The following is a 20,007-nucleotide window of genomic DNA, read 5'->3' as shown; positions in this document are numbered from 1 at the left end:
TTTCAAAATTTCTAAATGGATTTCAGGGTACGCAGCAAATGCCGGACTTCATGATGGCTTCGCAGGTAATACTGCGCGGCCGACACCTGACTTCCCACTTTAATTGTGATCGCCTTTGGTGGCAACGCTTTAAAGATATCTTCGTCGGTCACGTCATCTCCCATCGCCATAATAAAATCATACTTCTTATGATTTAACCAGCTGAGGGCAGCTTTGCCTTTATTGATCTCGATATTTTTCACTTCAATCACCTTATCTCCGGGCAATACCTGCAAACCCTTTTCTACTGTGTAATAACGCAGGGTGTTCATCAGTTCATTGGCGCGTTGTTCGCCCAAACCTGATTCCACTTTACGGTAGTGCCATACGAGGGAGTAACTTTTTTCTTCTACAAATGAGCCAGGGGTACGGTCTGTAGCCTGCTCCAGCATGGGCATGATTTCCTGTTTCCATTTATCGGTGAGACCGGGCAACTGGTACCACTCTCCTTCCCGGGTCTTTTGCCAGGCACCGTGTTCGGCGATCAGGTCTACCGGCAAATGCCCGAACCACTCTCCCAGCGTTTCGTGTTTGCGGCCGCTGATCATGACAATATGATTGCCGGGATAAGCCGCCAGCTCCCGCAGCAGCTGGTACAGATCCGGATCTGGTGCGGCCATGTCTATATTGCTCTGAAATCCGACCAGCGTGCCGTCGTAGTCCAGGAAGATGATGCGTTTTTTTGCTTGCCGGTATTGTTGTCTTATCATGACAGCTGTTTCCTGGTTCACCCGGCGTGCCAGCATATTCTGCTGCATCTGGTTCACTTCTTCCAGGCGGGTCATGAATAATTTCACCCAGTGATGAACGTTGAACTTGGACACCAGTTGCCGCATCTGCTTCATGCGCCGTTGTTGTTCCGGTAAAGGCATATTGAGTGCATCTACAATAGCCCGGGTAATGGCCCCGATGTTATTGGGATTTACGATGATCGCGTCGATGAGTTCTTTAGATGCACCGGCCATTTCACTGAGAATCAGTACACCATCATTATTATTCCGGCTGGCCACGTACTCTTTGCTGACGAGGTTCATCCCGTCACGCATCGGCGTAACCAGACAAATGTCGGCGTAGTTATAGAGTCCCGCCAGCACTTCCACCGGAAAGGACCGGTAGAAATACTGCACCGGATGCCAGCTGAGAGTACGGAAACGAGAGTTAATGTTACCTACCAGTTTATCGATTTCATCGCGTAGCTCTTTGTATTGCGGTACGGTATCTCTGGAAGGCACCACAATCATATACAAGACAACTTTGCCGATATATTCCGGATGCAGCTGTAACAGCAGTTCAAAAGCCTGCAGCCGTTGCAGGATACCCTTGCTGTAATCCAGCCGGTCTATAGACAACACCATCCGATCCTGCTGGAAGTTCTCCTTCAGACTTTGTATCTGGTGTTTTACTTCCGGATCATTGGCGAGGCCGGAGAATTTATTAAAGTCGATACCCATGGGGAAAGTCTCCACCACTACGGCCCTGTCATTATAGTAAACGATATTGGCCGTGGTATTGACCGGCAGGATGCGACTGGCCGCATTCAGAAAGTGCCGGGTATCGTCGAAAGTGTGAAAGCCCATCAGGTCGGCGCCTAACATCCCTTCTATCAGCTCCGCACGCCAGGGAATAAGGCGAAACAATTCGTATGAAGGGAACGGAATATGGTTAAAAAAGCCGATGGATATTTCCGGCATTTCAGCCCGCAGCATACCAGGCAGTAACAGCAGCTGGTAATCGTGTACCCAGATGGTATCCCCTTGTTCGGCCACCTGCATGACAATATCCCGGAACTTTTTATTTACCTGGTAGTAGGCATCCCAGTAGCCCTGGTCGTAACGGGCATATACCGCCATGTAATGGAACACCGGCCATAATGTTTCATTGGAAAATCCTTCGTAGAAGTTGTTGATTTCGTCCTGGGTCAGAAAAACCGGCATGAGGTTCATCTGCCTTAGTTGTTTCGTGATTTTCTCCTGCTGTTTGGGATCTTCGATTTCCAATCCCGGCCATCCCAGCCAGATGTTATTGCCATCTCTGTAAATAGATCCTAAACCGGTAGCCAATCCTCCTTCGCTGGGCTGCAGTGAAAACTCACCGTCTTTCTCTGTAATTTTTACCGGTAGCCTGTTCGAAACAATAATAGTCTTCTTCATAGTCAGTTTATATCTCTAATTATCAAATGACGTGTATATGGTGCAGCAACAAAACAAATAGCACACCCAAAAGAGCGGAACCGTTATATATAAATAAATATAATGCTGCTAAAAGTGGCTGTGGTTCATCAAACAGGGCTTATCCGAAGTGGGATAATGGGTTTTCCTGTAACGGGTGATCTTCACAAGATAATGATTTCCAGGGGCAAAAGGAAGGGAAATATCTCCCCTTCCTGCGAAATACTTGCTACGCAGGGCTTCAGCACATATAAAAATAAAAGGTATCTATAAGCCCAGGAGTTGTTCCATCATCTCCATACCGGTAACGGCGTCGGTTACTGAAACGGGATTAAGTCCCTCTCCGCGGAAATACTGCACGACTTCCGCAATCAGGGGCGCCTGCACATGGGCAGGGGTATCAAAACTAAAGTTTTCGGTGCCTGTGGCTGTCTCCACGGTCAGTAGATGAAAATCCCGGAAGAAATGAAACCGTATGGTACCGGCATCTCCGGTGATGGTGCAGTAATCGGCATTCATATGGGGAGGCGCGATAAAGTTCCAGCTGCCGTTAAAGAGGATACCGTTGTTGAATAGTACCTGGCCGCTAACCTGGCCGGCTACACGCGGATCTTCCCCAGTGCCGATACCGCTCACTTTCAGCGGCTTACCGAAATAATCCAGGAGGATGTCCAGCTGATGCGGCGCCAGGTCGTGGAAAAAACCACCACCTGACAAGGTTGGATCAAGCCGCCATCCGGCATTTTCCGTAGGCGATGTTTTCCAGAGGCGCAGGTCTACGTGACGCACCTGACCAATATATCCTTCTTCCAGTAACTCTTTGACCCGCACAAATACAGGTAAGCGCCGGCGGTAATGGGCCACACTGGCGCGAACACCACTGGCACTAACAGCAGCCGCTATACGACGGGCAGCAGCCAGGTTGATACCTACCGGCTTTTCTATATAAACAGGTAAACCCTTTTCAATAGCAGCCAGGGCATAGGCTTCATGACTATCCGGCGGAGTGGCAATATAAATGGCATTTACATGCGGATCGTTCAGAAGGTCGGTAGCATCGTCGTAGTAGCGGTCTACCTGATGGCGTTGGGCATAGTCTGCCGCCAGTTCGCGATTCCGGCGCATGACTGCCGTCACATCGCTATGGGCAGTCAGTCGGAAAGCCGGACCACTTTTTACTTCTGTTACATTACCGCATCCGATGATGCCCCAATTAATCCTGTCCATGATAACTATATTGAGCCAACAAAATACACATTACTTCTTTAATGTCATCAGTACCACACCGGCAATAACAATCGCAGCTGACACACCTACCATGCTGTCGATCACTTCGTTACCAACAGCCCATCCCAGGAACATAGCCACCACCGGGTTTACATAGGCATACGTGGCCGTAAGCCGTGGCGGCGCATTGCGGGTAAGCCAGCTATAAGAAGTATAGCCGACCAGCGAACCTATCATGACAAGATAAATATAAGCAAGCAAACTACGTTGAGACATTCCCGGTAGTGTACTCCAGGCGCCGGGCTCCAGGCAAAAACTGACCAACAGGGAGAAGACGGCCCCTGCCAGCATCTGTATGGCGGTACTGGTCATCTGGGCAGGCATGGGTAACCGTTGTACAAACAAGGAACCGGTAGCCCAGCAAATACTGCCCGTTACGATCACCGGAATAGGCCACAAAGGAAAACTCCTGGTGGCATGAGCGGCGGAGAACGGGTTAAAGAGTAAAAACAGCCCCAGGAATCCCAGCACAATCCCCAGTATTGTCAGCAGCGAGGGCTTTTTCTTACTAAAGAAAGCCCAGTCCAGCCCCATAAACCAGGCCGGCATAGCCGCCACGATCAGGGCTACCAGTCCGGATGGCATATAGTGTACCGCCAGGGCTACGGTGGTATTACCGACACCTATCAGTAACACCCCTACGAAAATAGCAGCCCTTATTTGTTGCCAGGCAGGGATGCTTCTCTCCTTCCAGTAACCAATGCCCAGCAGGATACAACCGGCCAGGAAAAACCGCAAGGCTGACAGTAAAAATGGCGGCACGCTTTCCGTAGCGAACTTTATTCCCAGATAAGTAGATCCCCAGATAATATATACGGCCAGCAGATACAGGAAGGTATGTGTACGGTAGCTGGCAGGTTTTACGGCGTTGGTCATTTTGGTTTCTTTTTATGGCGCTGTTGGAATTGCTGTACTTTATGGAGATCCCCACACACACTCATGCTACACCATTTACGGGAGCCGTTACGGCTTTTGTCCAGGAACAGCCAGCCGCAGGCAGGGCATTGGCGGACCTGTTGCAACCCGTTTCCGGTATATAACTCTAAGGCCGACTTCACCAGCCACCAAATCAGTTGCTCCAGTGCCGGGGCGTTAAAAAGCAGTTCGCCCTGACGCAGGGAGGGCTTCCAGTTCACTTCTATGTTAGCGTAGGCATCCGCTACATAAGTATTGAACAAACGGATGTCAGAAGGGTCTGGTGCTTTCCGATGGATAGCAGCGGCAAACAGTCTCAGCAGCAGTTCCCGCAGCACGATACATTTATCGAAAACGATGGCCGCTTTCTGTGGATACCCCTTGGCTAACCGTTCCAAAGTGTGGGACACTTTGGCAGACATTACATCCATACGGTTGTACCATTCCAGCAGCTCCTTCATACCGACGAGGTAATCGAGTAGCTCCGGTTTGTTTCGGTTGCTGATAGTATTAACAAAGTCGAGACAGAGGACACCACCATCTAAACGTATGGTGTTAATGTTGTTTTTCGTAGACATAAAATCGTGGCTTTAACGTGTCTGCTATACAAATGTAAACTATTAAATTAACCGGTAAAACTATTTTTGGTGGTTAATAAAATACAGGGGGTCGGAAAGGATTTTCGTCTCCTCTACCATCTCTTTAATATTATCAATTTAAAAAAATTAAAATCAATAAGTTATAAAAAACAAAAACAGCCACTACAGCGGCTGTTTTTGTTTAACAATGATAGTATTTTAAGGTAGATGTCTCTACAGGGAAGATTGATTTTTAGAAGGACTGCTTCACTCCCTCTCCAAATAGCGGGCAGGAGCAATATTACGGTAAAAAACCCAGGTATCTATATAAATTTACAAATACAAATTTATTTTATATTATTAAATATACAAATAATATAATTAGATAATGAAAATAATTTAATGAGATGAAAAGGCTGTCCATGCAACGATGCTTATGCTATGACAGAATGTCCTTATCTGCCGTTTTCAGCAGTGTTCCGGCTGCTTAAAAATGTCCCGGTTTTACTCGTGTACCCGGATCACCTGACCGGTAATTACTCCTTCTACAGATCTCAGATAAGCATTTATGAGGCGACGCATCGGTACCGGATTAAACCCTGGGAACAGGTGACCGATATCGTCCGCAGAGTTTTCGGCAAGTCCCGGACTGACCACATTGATACGGAGGCCACGTTGCAATTCAGTAGCGGCGCCCACCACGAAACTATTGACAGCACCACTCACAACAGCCCCCGCTACCGTGCCCCGGGCAGGTTCATCGGCCAGAATACCGGAGGTCAGGGTAAACGAGCCCTTATCGTTGAGATAGTGTTGCCCTTTCAGGACCACGTTCACCTGTCCCATTAACTTGGAATGGATGGCTTCCATCACATCGGACTCCTGAAGCTGCTGGAAACTTTTCATGGGGGAAGATCCGGCAGTGACTACAACGGCGTCGATATTCCCCACTGTCTGATATAACTTTTCAATAGAAGCACTATCGGTGATGTCTACACGCATATGACCGCTATTGCGACCCGCTGTAATGACTTCGTGTTTTCTTCCCTGCAGTTCCTTTAATACTTGTTTACCAATGGCGCCGGTGGTGCCAATCATCAGGATTTTCATATAGGTCGGATTTATTACTCAAAATATTCCTCTACATTGGCCAGCACTTCACAATCACAATACCGGCGCCAGCAGTTTTTTTCGTCTTTCCTTTTCTTCTTTTGATGGCATTGTCTTTTGGTACTAATTGGTTTTCAGTTGCAAAGTACAATACCTGGCGGTTATTGCTGACCCTTTGCCCGCTTTTCCGCTATTAACCGATACGCTAGTTCCCGGGCCGTATCCCGGTTACTCACCGCTTCCGTGATGGTATAGTTGTCGGGGTAATCCGGTATAGTGCCACGTCCTTCCTGTGCCGGATGGTCCACAGCGTTCTCATACCGTACAACAGGTATGGTTACATGCATACGCGTGTTGGGTAACAACAATCCGACAAACTCACCACCGTTGCCCCCGGTGTAGTTACCACCTGTTTCATCGCCAATAAACGTTCCCACCCGAAGATGATGCGCTACTGCGGTAAATTCCGCTGTGGTAGACCCGGTGGCGCCATTAACAAGGAAATACACGTTCCCTTTAAAACGCTGAGCTGCCGGCCGCACACTATCAAGCGTAGGATTCACGGAAACGGGTACACGATAAGTTCCGTCAGGCAGCGGTACGAGACTATCCCTGACCTGCTTCAGGTCATCCGGGGATAAAGAAGAATGCGCCAGCAACGGTGAACTGTTTGTAACGGTGCGCATGCTACGGTAATACAACACTGGCTGATCAATGAAATACGATAACAAGGCCTGTCCCTGGTTATCATACCCACCTCCGTTGTACCGCAGGTCCACTATGAGGTCGGTAATCCCGCTCCTGCTGATTTTTGCCAAACTCTCGTCCATAAAACGATTCATTGCGGCACGCGCCTGAGCGCCGTTCTTTCCACCAAAGAACTGCCACAGGTAGATGGTAGCTATTTTCTTTTCTTTATCGAGTGACAGCTCATGTGAATGAGGCTTTTGTTTACGTGCTTCCTGCAGAAAAAACTGGTTCACCGGATTAGCGAACACATTCCGGTTCATTTCCGTCATGTCCAGCGCAGGTACTGTGATCGTCTTCGTTTCGCCCCCGGCGTTTTGATAAGTCACCCGAAAGGAATCCGCCTGTTCAATGAAACAATTGTAGAAGTATGAAAACAGTTGATCATGTATCTGGCGATATTTCAATGTTTCAATATAACCATCGGAAAAGAGATGCCGGAAGATCTCATCCCGAATGGCCGTTATCGGCCGGTCGTTGATCGACAATAACCTATCTCCCGGATGAACATCCTGGTTGGAGGAGCGGTTCACTACCAGGTAAGCATCTCCCCGGATAAAAAATACCTGAAAAGGTAAATAAAACTTTGCTGTGCGCAGGGTATCGGCCCAGTTACTCCGGGGAACAAGAACCGTATGCGCGCACCGGATACCCGCTACCAGTGAGGAAAAAGATGCATAAGCATCCCGAAGCGGCATCTGGTCCCGTATAGCCATATGGGTAGCTTGTACAGCACTGTCAAATTGTGCGGGGCTTTGGTAGCGGAACAATCCCGGATGCAATTCCCGGAGGGCAGTATCCAGGTAGTTCAGGTCCTGTTGGAGCTGTTGCCGGGAAAAGATGGGCTGCTGGGCCATCGCGTGCCCGGTCAAACACAGTAACAGGATAATAAAAAATCTGGGCATTTTTTGAAGGTTATCAGGTCAACTAATGCCATAAGATTACACTAAAATCCTGACTTAAATACAGGCGTTTCCGTTATTCCGCCTTCAGCGCTTCCACGGGGTTTCTCAGCGCCGCTCGCGCTGTCTGTACACTGACCGTCAGGAATGTTACTACAAAAGTAGCCACACCGGCAAGCGCCAGTATTTCCCAACCGAAACTTATCCGGTAAGCAAAGTTATCCAGCCAGCGGTGCATTATCACCCAGGCCAGCGGCAATCCGATACTGATGGCCAGACCTACCGGCCGCAACAAATCTTTGGACAACAACAGCATCAGTTGACCAGTACCGGCCCCCAGCACTTTGCGGACGCCAATTTCCCGGCGCCGGGTTTCAGCAGTGAACGCTGCCAGGCCGAACACACCCAGACAGGATATCAGGATAGCCAGCGAGGCGGCGTAACCAGCTAAGCGGGCTACCCGTTTTTCTGCTACATAAAGCGCCTGGTAATCCTCATCCAGGAAATGGCTTTCCAGTATATATCCGGGGTTATAGGACTGGTAAAAAGTTTCGATGCGTTTTAACACCTCCTGTTCCATTCCACCCCTGATTTTCAGCATAACAGTACCACCTCTGGGTTCTATCTGGCAGAAAAGCGGCTGTACAGGGCTATGCAGCGATTGAAAGTTAAAATCCTTCACCACCCCCACGATCTCACGGCGAAGACCGGCAAACAGGATAGTTTTACCTACCGGATTATCCAGCCCCATGGCGGCAACAGCTGCCTCGTTCAATATAATGCGCGTGGAATCAGCGGCATAGTTACCGCTGAAACCGCTCCCTTCTTTTAATTGAATGCCCAACGTTTCCAGCATGCCTTCCCCCATCTGAAACGGCCGGAACAAGATGTTCTCTGAGCGCCCCTGCCGCTCCCAGCTGATCGGCTGACCGGCTTCGCCGAAAACATGTCCTACCATACTGGAGGCAGTCACTACCCCCGGCATTTGCCGTAAGGCCTCCAGAAAAGCATCCATATGCTCCGGTACTTTTCCTTCTGCCATAAAATATACCACATGATCTTTCTGATAGCCCAGGTTACGGTGCTGGATATACGCTAATTGTTTTTGCACAACGATGACGGCTACTATCAATACAATAGAAAGCCCAAACTGGAAAACTACCAGTCCTTTCCTGGCCCACAGATCACTGACGCTGTTCATTACCTTACCTTTCAATACCTGTACGGGCTTAAAAGCAGAAAGGACAAATGCCGGGTAACTTCCCGCCAATAGTCCGGTAAGTGCTGTTATGCCTGTAAACAGCATTGTCAGTGACCAGCTCCATTCCAGCTGCAGCTGTTTTCCGGTGATCACATTAAAGGGCGTCAGTAATATCCATACCAGGAATACAGCTAGTAAGAGCGCTATGATTGCCAGTAACAACGACTCGCCCAGGTACTGCTGCATCAGCGACCAACGGCTGGCTCCCAGTGTTTTACGTACGCCGACTTCCTTCATCCGGATGCCGGCTCTGGCGGTGGACAGGTTCATAAAATTGACTGCAGCAATCAGTACAATAAAGAGGGCGATCAACCCAAAGAGTTTTACATAGGCAATACGGCCACCGGCTTGCCGACCGTTTTCGTATGTGCCATACAGGTAGTTATCTGCGTACGGCGCTACAAAGGAAATACGGGCCTTGTTACCCGTCCGCTCTTGCATGAACCGGGTGAGTTTATCGTTAAAAGCCGCTACCTGCGTGCCTTCCTTCAATAACAACCAGGTTACAAACGGGCCGACCGGGTCCAGGTTATCGCCGATACGCATCAACGATTTGAAAGCCCCGAACGGCAGGATAAAATCGGCCTGCAGGGAAGAGATACCCGGCATGTCTTTGAAAACGCCTGCCACCACGGCCGGTCCCTTGAACACATCGATCTGCCATTCCAGCTGACGACCGACCACATTATCAATGGTACCAAACAACCGCATGGCCATTCGTTCGGAGATCACTACGTTGTTATTATCTGCAAGCACCTGCTTTTTATCACCCGCCAGCAATGGATAACTGAACAGATCGAAAAAATCCCCGCCGGCAAACAGTCCGCGGCTTTTTACATGTTTGTCCGCTGCCGTCATCGTGAAACCCGGAAACCAGTTAGCCGGCGTGCTCACCACCGCCTGTTCCACTTCCGGCATCTCCTGTTTCAACACAGCTGCCAGCTGCGCGGGCGATTCAATCGTCGTCAGTAAGCCGTTGGCGTGAGGTTTGGTCTCCATGACAGTATACAGGCGGTCACCTTTTTCGTGAAAGCGGTCCATGCGCCACTCGTCCCTGATCCAGAGACAAATCAATAACGTAGAGGCGAGCCCGGTAGACAAACCAATTAAATTGAGTAAGGTAAACAACCGGTGTTTCAATAAGTTACGCCAGGCGATCAGCAGATAGTTGACAAACATAATAACGCGGTTTCAGATAGCAATAAGATAAAATAAAAACGGCACCAAGGAAGGTGCCGTTCTTCAAAACATTTATATACAAATAATAAAATATTACATTCTACTTCAACGTGTCCGATTTTTGTATCAGCGCGTCCGTATATGAACGCTGTTCGGTTTGTGGTACGTACACTTCAATCATGGCGTTCGTCGGTCGACGCGGCGCCAGGAATGAATCCACCAACTGGTACCGTTGTTTCAACTCATCTCTCAATGCAAAAGGAAAAAAGTTATTTAACGTTGGCGCATACTCGAAGAGCACAACATCATAATGATGGGCCCGTACCTTTTCCTTAAAAGCCGCCAACTGCCGGTTAAACATACCCACACCCAGGTGGTACCATAGTGGATAATCGGCGCCGGTTTCCAGTTTGAAAGGCATCGCTTCCGCCAATGGTGTCAACTCTGTCATATTCAGCACCCGGATACTATCTCTTTTCTGCTGCACTACCGGTAACGCCAGTACGCGATCAATACCCGCTACCGTCTGCGCCGGCATATATATTTTATGAAAGACCGGCAGTTTGGAGAACGTCCACTGCGACATCGGCACATCGGTCGTATCGTTATTCAGCATATAGTTGCGACGGGATACCACGTTTTCATGCGTGCTATCGTTTGGGGCGTAAACAGCTTCCTTTACAGGGAACAAGCGGTCGGTATAGCGGCCAATATATTTCCACCAGGTACCGGACCACCAGAATAAAATCAAAGCTGTAGCGAAGGTTATGGAGCTGCCCGTGTTGAGCGGTATTGACAACAATCTGCATAACCAGCTGGCGATGAAAGCAAAAGCAAAACTGTGAAAGAATATATTGTTATCCGGCGGGGTATAACTCGTTACCTGGAAGATAGCCGCTTCACCCAGGATACCCAATGTCAGCAACGCAAACAATACTTCGCGGCGTTCATGTATCCAGGTTTTCCATTGTTTCACCCCGGCAGTCAGGCAAAGCGCTACCAGTAATACATAAATCTTGATCCAGTTGGAGGCGCCCATGATCTCGTCCGTAAAATCGTTTAGGGCTAACCGTGAACTGTGAGGCGCCTGCCCATGGTTAAACCAGTAAGCAAAACCGGGCATCAGCGGCGCGATGAACAACACCGCGATCACGGCAAACATTCCCAGGAACACCGGTATATCCAGCCAGCGGCGGGTTTCCAATGAGTTATAGGCCAGCAGAGCCAGGCACAGCATCAGCGCCATACCGCCGCCATCCTGTTTGGTGAAAAGCGACAGGAAGACAAACAACGCCGCCAACACCATAAAACCATAACGTCCTATGTCGCCGCCTGCGAAAAAAGACCGTAGTAAAAAACTGATAGCCACCAGTTCATATACAATAACAGTATGGTTGTACCAGGGCCAGAAGTTAAAGAAGGAATACGACATTACGAACACCAGCACAGAGAGCAACCGCACGCCCGGTGTTACACCCAGACTTTTTAATATAGAACGGAACGACAAACCGGCTATAATATTAATGAACACCTGTGCCTTCACCAGGGTGATCATCTGCGGACCAAACAACTTAAAAAACAAGGCTGGAATAATCCAGAAACCGTAGCCCAGCGGGCTACCATAGTCTTTAAACGGTACCTGCCCGGATGAAAGCCGATACGCTCCTTCCCAGGACAGGAAAATATTCACGCGATAGGGAAACGCTGTAAACAATGGTACCAGTGCCAGCAACACGATGATCAGTATTTCTAAAACCGCCCATCTGCGGGCATTGGAAATCGAATTCCACCTAACTTCCCATCTGCGGGCCCTGGAATACAAATTCAACTCATTCAACATATCTTATTTTCTGAAAGGTTTAAATGATGGGTATTGCGCCAGCGCCAGCATAGGCCGGTCGCCGTTGCTGTCACCGTAAGCGTATATATCCGTATAGTCGTATAGGTTAAACTGCTGTCTGATACGGACTACCTTCTCCTGGCCATTGCAATTAACACCCGATAACTTACCGGTAACCCGTCCGTCTTTTATTTCCAGTTGACTGGCAATACAGTCAATACCCAGGGTCTCGCACCAGGGTGCTACCCAGTCACGCGCGGAAGCCGTTACCACCACCACCTGGCGGCCTTGTTCCTGATGCCGGCGGATCGCCGCCACGGCAGCCTCCCGTATAAAAGCAGGCAGCTGCTCCCGGCAAAATCGGGTACAATGCTCCCGGAATGCTTCCTCGCTCATGCCCCCAAAAAAATGTTGCAGTACCTGTTCCTTGCTTTCCTGCGCGCTTTGCCGGCCCAGTTTAAAACGGACCAGTCCCGGCAGCAAACGGGCGATGCCCGCATACAACCCCGCGCTTCCTTTTTGGAAACGGATGATCTCCCACATGGTGTCTTTGCAGGTGATGGTACCGTCAAAATCAAAGAATGCGATGCCTGTCACAGTTTTAATTTTTTGAAGATAAACTCAGGTATTAGCTTAATAATCAGCATAATATATTTCCAGGGCCATTTTACATACAATACGTTTTTCCTGCTTCGCACCGCTTTGAACACCGCACCAGCCACCAATTCGGGCTGCGCAGTTAACAGTGGCGGCAGGTTCAGGTGCTGCGTCATTTGTGTATTTACAAACCCCGGCTGTACACTCATTACGTGGACACCACTACGAAAAAGACGGTTACGCAGTCCGCTGAGATAAGCAGTAAAACCAGCCTTCGCGCTGCCATAAATGTAGTTGCTCTGCCGCCCTCTCTCTCCGGCAACGGAACTGATACCGATGATCATTCCAGCCTTCCTGGTTTCATAATCATTGGCTACCACATTGAGGATGGATACCGCACCCGTGAAATTAGCCTGCAGTATGCGGGCGGCTTCCTGCCAATCCTGTTGCGCCTTCTCCTGGTCTCCCAGGTAACCAAAAGCACACAGGGTGATATCCGGTTTTACCGGCAACTCCCCATAAAAGGCAACATGTGTATCGTAGGCGGTAGCATCAAAATGATGGACAGTAGCGGTAATACCGTACCGTATCCGGAGGTCCTGCTGCAAGGGCTGCAAGGCAGCTACCTGACGGCCAGCCAGTTGTATATCATATTGAGCGGCGGCAAACCGGCGTGCAATGGCGATAGCCATATCCGATCCTGCGCCTAAAAGGAGTATTGTCGGCATCGAAGGTGCTTGGTTAATAAGGGATTTTATTTTGTCAGTGATAATCTTTCAGATTGCAGTGATTCAAACCGCTTGCCCGGATTGTAAGTCTGTACAATTTCAGCGAAACGATCTGCATGAGGGTAACTCTTCCAGAAAACATCCTGTTTCATGCGGGCATCTTTCGACAGATATAAACGGCCTCCATACTGCAACACAATATCATCCAGCTCGTCCAGGAAAGCGAACAGCCCTTTGCGTACCGGAAAATCCAGCGCCAGCGTATAACCTTCCATTGGGAAAGAAATCAGGGATTCCTGCCGACCAAACACTTTCAACACGGCCAGGAAAGAGCCCCATCCTTTATCGCTGATACGGCGAAGAATGGCGATCAATCCTTCTTTCTGCTCCAGGGGTAACACAAACTGATATTGTATAAAGCCAGCCTTTCCGTAACCGCGGTTCCAGTGCAGGATCGCATCCAGCGGATAAAAGAACGGTTCATAAGGCACCACATTATTGATTTCTTTCTTGAAATTCTTTCCGTAGTAAAGCCAGTTAAACGCCTTGACCGTAAAGGTATTGAGTATAAAGGAAGGCAGGTTGAACGGTACTGTCAACCGGGGTTTGGCTGGCTGCTGCAATGGTGCCTGCCCTTGTTTGGCGTTCAGGTCTTCCTTTGTGGCGTGCTCTCCCACGATCAGGATACTGCGACCGAAAGCATCGCCCTTCTGCAGGCAATCGATCCACGCCATGGAATAGGTGTAATGTTTATATTCTTCAAACAGGCGCACCACCTCTTCGAGGTTGCGGGCTTTGATTTGTTTCTGTTTGATATACGCTGTCTCTATCTTTTTCAGGCCGAACTTCACCCGGGTGATGACACCGGTGAGGCCCATGCCGCCACAGGTGGCCCAGTACAGGTCCGTATGCCGTGAAGGGGAACAGGTAATGGTAGTACCATCGCCTGTGATCACATCCATGTCAATAATATGACCGGAGAAGGCGCCGTCTACGTGGTGGTTTTTACCATGTACATCGGAGGCAACCGCCCCGCCTACAGTAATGAATTTGGTCCCCGGCGTTACCGGCAGGAACCAGCCTTTGGGGACGATGATATCCAGTATCTGATCGAGGGTGACCCCAGCCTGTGTTTCCAGCACACCGGCCACGGTATCAAAAGAGAGGATGTTGTCGTATTTCAGCATGGATAAACTGTGCTTCCCAAGGGAGGCATCTCCATAACAACGGCCATTACCACGGGCAATAAACCCATGGTTCGCTACTACGAACGATCGTAGCTGCTCTTCCTGCGAATACGCACTTTCTTCAGATGTAATAGCGGGGTAATTACCCCAGTTCGCTAACCGCTTTTGCATTATTCAAAAAAAACTTTATTAGTGGGCCAATAAATCAGCACATAAAAACTAAGTACCCACAGGATTATGGTTAATTGAATAAAACGGTCTTTATATAGGATCTTGGTGGGAGAACCTGTATTGTTCTCCACGTAGGTTATTTGCAAATATCGTAATAATCCGCCAATTACAAAAAGGGTTGTATAATACAGGCGGTAGGTATGGAAGCGCTCCTCGGTTTCGGGGTCCATGGTATACATCAGGTAACAAACGATAATCACCGCCGATACCAGGGAGAGCATCACATTCAGGAAGTCGGGGTTATACCCTTTAGCGGCCTTCCGCATTTCCTGGCCTGACTGCATTTTGATCAATACATCATCCCGGCGTTTGGCGATGGCCATAAACAGTGCCAGCAGGAAAACCATCACCATGAGCCATTCAGAGATGGCAATACCAGCGGCGACACCTCCGGCCTTCACCCGCAATACAAATCCAATCGCCAGAATAATGATGTCGAGGATGGAAATATGTTTCAGGCCAAAGCTATACAGGAGATTTAATATAAAGTAGATGCCCACCACAAAGGCGAATTTGGCGCTCACCAGCCAGGACAGGGCGCCTCCCAGCGCCAGGCACACAAAAAACAGCAACAATCCGGCTGTCGGGGATATTTCGCCGGATGCCAGCGGCCGCTTACATTTCACCGGGTGTTTACGGTCGGCCTCTATATCCTGGTAATCATTAATGATGTAGATACTGCTGGCGGTGATACTGAAAGCCATAAACGCCAGCAACAGTTCCAACACCTTGGTAACATTAAAGATTTCTCCGGCAAAAAACAGCGGGATAAAGAGAAAGGCATTTTTCGCCCAGTGCGCAGGCCGGAGTAATTGAATGTACTTCATGATGGGGATCAGGGTAAAGTTGACCCGCCAAATTACAATTTATTCCCTAATCCGGTTCTCCATAGACCCATAAAAAAAATGTCCCACCATGACAGTGAGACATTTTTCTATTGTAACAGATTGATTGTACATTGTCGACTACGCCGCTTTTTTCATGCGGGCGGGCGTAACCATCGCTGGTTTCAGCTTGATGATACCCAGCACATTGAACAGTTTCATCACCTGGTAGCTGGGATCCAGCTCATACCATTTTTTAGCGAAGTTAGGACTGTCTTTGAATTTGTGGTGGTTGTTCTGGAACAGTTCGCCCAGCAGGATAATACCCCAGGGAGAAGTGTTTTTGGATTTATCACCGTTATCGAAGTTGCTGTAACCATATTTGTGACCGCACCAGTTTACGATAGCGCCTTGTACGGGTCCCATCAGGAAGTGGACAGGGAGCAACAGGTACAGATACCACATACCAGCTGGAACAAAAGCCACGTAGAAGGCGACATAGATAGCCATCCAGGCTACACGCACAAAATTGCTGTCGCCAAATTTATCCATGGCTTCCCATTCCGGCAGCGGCTCCTCTAAGAATACCGCATCTACGGTGCTGGTACGGGTTACAAAGCCGTTGTATATTTTACGGGTTTGCACCATCATGGTCCAAACGTCTTTAAAGAAATGCGGAGAGTGCGGGTCTTTCTCTGTATCGCTGAACTCATGGTGCATCCGGTGCATCACCCCATAAGCACGCGGGATGAGATAGGAAGACCCCTGGAAGAACCAGGTACAGAAATAAAAGAAACGTTCCCAGAATTTATTGGTGGTATACATCTGGTGAGATGCATAACGATGCAGATAAAACGTGTGGAAGAACAGTGACAAGAACCAATGTACACAGAAGAATATCAGGATCGCCGTCATTAGAATGCTTTAAAATTGACAAATAATCACCAAAGGTATGCTAAATACCTGGATGTTAAACGTTTTTGCAAAATGGTATAGTGAATGAAATGTTAAAAAAAATTCCTATCTCTGCTGTTTGCGCACAAATCGTAACTCCAACAGGTTCATACCATTATTATACAGACCGGACACATGAGGCTGTATCAGGCGTACTACCTTATCATAAAACAGGGGTACTACCGGAGCGTCTGCTATAATCTGGCGGTCCATCTGCTGGTAGAGCGTATACCGAAGGCTATCATTATTTTCTTCCAGCGCCTGCTCATATAATTTGTCGAAAACCGGGTTGGTATACCGCGTATAGTTGGGCGGCGCCGGGTTACGGCTGTAAAACATGGCCAGGTAACTTTCCGCATCCGGGTAGTCGGCTATCCAGCTGCCCCGGAAAAACAGCGCCTGTGATTTGGCCGTTTGTTCCAGCAGCAGACTTTTCTGTACCACCTCTACCTGTACCCGGATACCGATTTCCTGCAACTGGTTGGCTACATAATCGGCCATATCGGCGTAAATGGGAATAGACAATAATTTAATCACCGGCAGCCCTTTCCCGCCGGGGTACCCTGCTTCCGTCAGCAGTTGACGGGCTTTGGCGGGATCATAGTTGTACCCCTTTACTTTGGCGCTATCATAAGAAGGTAGTCCTGCCGGCACAAACCCCGACAAGGCTGGTGTACCTTTTCCGTTACGCAGGTAGGTAATCATTTTCGTACGATCGATACCGTAGTTGACGGCCTGGCGTATTTTTTTGCTGCGGGTGGGAGCATTTTTTACCAGCGTATTATTGCTGTCAACCAGGAATCCGAGGTACTCAGTATTGAGGAACGGCTTCTGGTCCAGCACCATTTTATCTCTCCACTCCTGCTTCAACGCTCCCTGTTTGGTGAGAATTTCGTCTTTAAAGGAAGCATCGATATCGTTGATAAAATCCAGTTGCCCCTGGCGGAACATCAGGAACTCAGACGCCTTGCTATCCAGGAAACTGATTTGTACGGCATCCAGGTAAGGCAGGCGGGCGCCATGGGCATCGCGTTCAAAATAGTTCGGGTTACGGTGGAATACCAATCCCTGGCCTTCATCCCAAAAGAAAAAGGTAAAAGGCCCGGTACCACAAGGGTGGCTGCGGAAGTCTTTTCCGTATTTCTCCACCGCTTCATGTGGTACAATGGAACAATACTGCATACTAAGGATACCCAGTATCGGGTGGAAAGGCCGGACCAGGGTGAGTTGAAAAGTAGAGTCGTTCACCGCACGGAAGCCGCTGTCGGCCGCAATACGGCCGTTAAAGATCCAGGCGCCCGGAGAAGCCGTGGCCGGGTCTACGATCCGTTGCAGGCTGTACACCACGTCCTGTGCGGTCATACGCCGGCCTTTGCCGCCGGGGAACACGTCGTTATCATGAAAATACACGTCCGTATGCAGCGCGAAAGTATAGGTACGATGGTCTTCCGACACCTGCCATCCTTTAGCCAGCGAGGGACCGATGACAAGGTTGGTATCCGGGGCTACCAACGTATTATATAACTGGCTGACCGCCCAGATAACAGCCTGACTTTTGGCAAAGGCAGGGTCCAGGCTGCTGATGCCTTCTGTTTGATTATACCGGAATACCTGCTGATGGCGGTTTTCCGTTTGACCACAGGAAGCCAGCAATAAGCTGCAGAGCCCTCCCAGGCAAAGAATGGATATAACCGCCTGACAATAACAACTTTTCATTTGGCGGTAAATTAATATCTTTCCGGATAAATTATATCATTAATTATGCGTGGCATCACCATGTTTTGTATGGCCCTGCTGACAGCCGGCAGTGTCAGCGCCCAACAACAATTCACCAAAGCAGATACGCTGCGGGGTACCATCACGAAGGAAAGAGCCTGGTGGGATGTTACCTCCTACGATCTTCACGTACAGGTACATCTGGAAGACAGCGTCTTCAGTGGCTTTAACACCATCACGTACAAAGTACTTAAACCAGATTCCGTTATGCAGATAGACCTGCAGGTGCCGATGATCATCGACAGCGTATTGCAGGACAAACAATCGCTTCCCTTTACCCGCGAGGGCAATGCCTGGTTCGTGAAGATGAAATCTCCCCAGGTAAAAGATAAAACCAAACATATCACCGTATTCTACAGCGGCAAGCCCCATAAAGCTAAAAACGCTCCCTGGGATGGCGGCGTGGTTTGGTCGCGCGATGAAAAAAACCGTCCCTGGGTAGCCACGGCAGTACAAGGATTCGGCGCCAGCGCATGGTGGCCTAATAAAGATCATCAGAGCGACGAGCCGGACAACATGACGATCAACGTTACCGTACCCGCCGAACTCACCGACGTGTCCAACGGGAGACTGAAGAAAAAAACAGATAACCCGGATGGTACCGCTACCTATACCTGGTACGTCAGCAACCCGATTAATAATTATGATGTGGCAGTCAACGTAGGCCACTACACCGAGATAAAAGACAGCTACTCCGGTGAAGGCGGTAAGCTGGACCTGAGTTATTGGGTACTGGATTATAACGAAGACAAGGCCAAAGAACATTTTAAAGTAGTTAAACCTATGCTCAAGTGCTTTGAGTACTGGTTTGGGAAATATCCTTTCTATAAAGATTCCTATAAGCTTGTGGAATCGCCTTTCCTGGGTATGGAACACCAGAGCGCAGTAGCTTATGGCAACAAGTATAAGATGGGCTACATGGGCCGTGACCTCTCTGGTAGCGGCTGGGGACTGAAATGGGACTTTCTCATTATCCACGAAAGCGGGCATGAATGGTTTGGTAACAGCATTACCAGCAAAGATATCGCCGATATGTGGATACATGAATCTTTCACCAACTACTCCGAAACACTGTTCACCCAATGCCAGTATGGTATCAAAGCCGGCGAAGAATATGTGGCCGGCATCCGGAAGAACATCAAAAATGATATTCCTATTATCGGACCTTACGGCGTAAACACAGAAGGTAGTGGCGATATGTATTATAAAGGCGCCAACATGATCAATAACATCCGGCTGATCATGAATAATGATGAGGCTTTCCGTCAGATGTTGCGTGGCATGAACAAAACCTTCTACCACCAGACCGTTACCACCGGGCAGATAGAAAATTATATGAGCAACGCCGCCGGCATAGATTTGAGCCGCGTCTTCGATCAATACCTGCGGGATACCACTATTCCTACACTGGAGTATCGTATCATCGGCCAGCAGGTGCAGTATCGCTGGACTAACTGTATCAAAGATTTTAATATGCCCGTGAGAGTTAAGCTGAGCGAGTATGGATGGAAACTAATTTATCCCGCTACTTCCTGGCGTACGGCTGTTCTCAGCTTATCTGACCCGAATCAGTTTGAGGTGGATAAGGGATTTTATATTAATGTGAAGAAGAAAGAGGCCACCGATAACCACTGATTGCCATCATGACCGATTTGCAGAGATGAATTATATAAATAATAAAGGG

15 protein-coding genes are annotated in these 20,007 nt (G+C 48.8%); 1 reads left to right on the top strand and 14 read right to left on the bottom strand.

Features of this window, described 5'->3' with window-relative positions; all coding sequences use genetic code 11:
* Positions 1 to 11: 11 nt before the first annotated feature.
* The 14 genes from ICL07_RS23160 to ICL07_RS23095 all read right to left on the bottom strand — a co-directional run bounded on the left by ICL07_RS23160 (position 12) and on the right by ICL07_RS23095 (position 18,263).
* Entirely contained in the window at positions 12 to 2,189 is a 2,178-nt protein-coding gene (locus tag ICL07_RS23160; protein WP_188090420.1) for a bifunctional alpha,alpha-trehalose-phosphate synthase (UDP-forming)/trehalose-phosphatase, read from the bottom strand.
* Positions 2,190 to 2,474: 285 nt separating this feature from the next.
* Positions 2,475 to 3,434, bottom strand: a complete 960-nt coding sequence (locus ICL07_RS23155; RefSeq protein ID WP_188090419.1) for a Gfo/Idh/MocA family protein — start codon at positions 3,432 to 3,434, stop codon at positions 2,475 to 2,477.
* Positions 3,435 to 3,464: 30 nt separating this feature from the next.
* On the bottom strand, positions 3,465 to 4,370 hold the full coding sequence (locus ICL07_RS23150) for an EamA family transporter (protein ID WP_188090418.1): 906 nt from the start codon (positions 4,368 to 4,370) through the stop codon (positions 3,465 to 3,467).
* Positions 4,367 to 4,987 carry a CGNR zinc finger domain-containing protein gene (locus ICL07_RS23145; RefSeq protein ID WP_188090417.1) on the bottom strand — a complete coding sequence of 207 codons (621 nt, stop codon included), beginning with the start codon at positions 4,985 to 4,987 and terminating at the stop codon, positions 4,367 to 4,369. Before ICL07_RS23145 ends, ICL07_RS23150 begins: the two co-directional genes overlap by 4 nt.
* A 504-nt stretch (positions 4,988 to 5,491) precedes the next feature.
* A complete protein-coding gene (locus ICL07_RS23140) occupies positions 5,492 to 6,097 on the bottom strand; it encodes a short chain dehydrogenase (protein WP_188090416.1) in 606 nt (201 codons plus the stop codon).
* Between the two features lie 161 nt (positions 6,098 to 6,258).
* Positions 6,259 to 7,749, bottom strand: a complete 1,491-nt coding sequence (locus ICL07_RS23135) for a S41 family peptidase (protein ID WP_188090415.1) — start codon at positions 7,747 to 7,749, stop codon at positions 6,259 to 6,261.
* 73 nt (positions 7,750 to 7,822) lie between these two features.
* Positions 7,823 to 10,186, bottom strand: a complete 2,364-nt coding sequence (locus ICL07_RS23130; protein WP_188090414.1) for an ABC transporter permease — start codon at positions 10,184 to 10,186, stop codon at positions 7,823 to 7,825.
* 100 nt (positions 10,187 to 10,286) lie between these two features.
* Positions 10,287 to 12,026 carry a hypothetical protein gene (locus tag ICL07_RS23125; RefSeq protein WP_188090413.1) on the bottom strand — a complete coding sequence of 580 codons (1,740 nt, stop codon included), beginning with the start codon at positions 12,024 to 12,026 and terminating at the stop codon, positions 10,287 to 10,289.
* Positions 12,027 to 12,029: 3 nt separating this feature from the next.
* On the bottom strand, positions 12,030 to 12,623 hold the full coding sequence (locus tag ICL07_RS23120; RefSeq protein WP_188090412.1) for an HAD-IB family hydrolase: 594 nt from the start codon (positions 12,621 to 12,623) through the stop codon (positions 12,030 to 12,032).
* Complete coding sequence (locus ICL07_RS23115; protein ID WP_188090411.1) at positions 12,620 to 13,351, bottom strand: SDR family oxidoreductase; 732 nt, start codon at positions 13,349 to 13,351, stop codon at positions 12,620 to 12,622. Before ICL07_RS23115 ends, ICL07_RS23120 begins: the two co-directional genes overlap by 4 nt.
* A gap of 26 nt (positions 13,352 to 13,377) precedes the next feature.
* Positions 13,378 to 14,709, bottom strand: coding sequence for an FAD-binding oxidoreductase (locus ICL07_RS23110; protein WP_188090410.1), 1,332 nt, complete (start codon positions 14,707 to 14,709; stop codon positions 13,378 to 13,380).
* Entirely contained in the window at positions 14,709 to 15,596 is an 888-nt protein-coding gene (locus ICL07_RS23105) for a decaprenyl-phosphate phosphoribosyltransferase (protein ID WP_188090409.1), read from the bottom strand. The genes ICL07_RS23110 and ICL07_RS23105 overlap by 1 nt, the downstream gene beginning before the upstream one ends.
* A gap of 138 nt (positions 15,597 to 15,734) precedes the next feature.
* Positions 15,735 to 16,508: an acyl-CoA desaturase gene (locus ICL07_RS23100; RefSeq protein WP_188090408.1), complete on the bottom strand. Its 774-nt coding sequence runs from the start codon at positions 16,506 to 16,508 to the stop codon at positions 15,735 to 15,737.
* A gap of 105 nt (positions 16,509 to 16,613) precedes the next feature.
* Positions 16,614 to 18,263 carry an ABC transporter substrate-binding protein gene (locus ICL07_RS23095; protein WP_188090407.1) on the bottom strand — a complete coding sequence of 550 codons (1,650 nt, stop codon included), beginning with the start codon at positions 18,261 to 18,263 and terminating at the stop codon, positions 16,614 to 16,616.
* Positions 18,264 to 18,308: 45 nt separating this feature from the next.
* Here ICL07_RS23095 and ICL07_RS23090 point away from each other — a divergent pair, with 45 nt between their 5' ends.
* Positions 18,309 to 19,958 (top strand): M1 family metallopeptidase, encoded by a 1,650-nt coding sequence (locus tag ICL07_RS23090; protein ID WP_188090406.1) that lies wholly within the window; start codon positions 18,309 to 18,311, stop codon positions 19,956 to 19,958.
* Positions 19,959 to 20,007: the final 49 nt, after the last annotated feature.

Origin of the sequence: Chitinophaga qingshengii, from assembly GCF_014529935.1 — a bacterium.
Lineage (GTDB): Bacteria > Bacteroidota > Bacteroidia > Chitinophagales > Chitinophagaceae > Chitinophaga > Chitinophaga qingshengii.
Note: the sequence above shows the minus strand (reverse complement) of the source record. Positions and strands in the feature narration are given on the sequence as shown.

Excerpts from the sequence above, each read along its gene's own strand:
- ICL07_RS23160 (WP_188090420.1), bottom strand. The coding sequence starts at position 2,189 with ATGAAGAAGACTATTATTGTTTCGAACAGGCTACCGGTAAAAATTACA.
- ICL07_RS23155 (WP_188090419.1), bottom strand. The coding sequence starts at position 3,434 with ATGGACAGGATTAATTGGGGCATCATCGGATGCGGTAATGTAACAGAA.
- ICL07_RS23150 (WP_188090418.1), bottom strand. The coding sequence starts at position 4,370 with ATGACCAACGCCGTAAAACCTGCCAGCTACCGTACACATACCTTCCTG.
- ICL07_RS23145 (WP_188090417.1), bottom strand. The coding sequence starts at position 4,987 with ATGTCTACGAAAAACAACATTAACACCATACGTTTAGATGGTGGTGTC.
- ICL07_RS23140 (WP_188090416.1), bottom strand. The coding sequence starts at position 6,097 with ATGAAAATCCTGATGATTGGCACCACCGGCGCCATTGGTAAACAAGTA.
- ICL07_RS23135 (WP_188090415.1), bottom strand. The coding sequence starts at position 7,749 with ATGCCCAGATTTTTTATTATCCTGTTACTGTGTTTGACCGGGCACGCG.
- ICL07_RS23130 (WP_188090414.1), bottom strand. The coding sequence starts at position 10,186 with ATGTTTGTCAACTATCTGCTGATCGCCTGGCGTAACTTATTGAAACAC.
- ICL07_RS23125 (WP_188090413.1), bottom strand. The coding sequence starts at position 12,026 with ATGTTGAATGAGTTGAATTTGTATTCCAGGGCCCGCAGATGGGAAGTT.
- ICL07_RS23115 (WP_188090411.1), bottom strand. The coding sequence starts at position 13,351 with ATGCCGACAATACTCCTTTTAGGCGCAGGATCGGATATGGCTATCGCC.
- ICL07_RS23110 (WP_188090410.1), bottom strand. The coding sequence starts at position 14,709 with ATGCAAAAGCGGTTAGCGAACTGGGGTAATTACCCCGCTATTACATCT.
- ICL07_RS23105 (WP_188090409.1), bottom strand. The coding sequence starts at position 15,596 with ATGAAGTACATTCAATTACTCCGGCCTGCGCACTGGGCGAAAAATGCC.
- ICL07_RS23100 (WP_188090408.1), bottom strand. The coding sequence starts at position 16,508 with ATGACGGCGATCCTGATATTCTTCTGTGTACATTGGTTCTTGTCACTG.
- ICL07_RS23095 (WP_188090407.1), bottom strand. The coding sequence starts at position 18,263 with ATGAAAAGTTGTTATTGTCAGGCGGTTATATCCATTCTTTGCCTGGGA.
- ICL07_RS23090 (WP_188090406.1), top strand. The coding sequence starts at position 18,309 with ATGCGTGGCATCACCATGTTTTGTATGGCCCTGCTGACAGCCGGCAGT.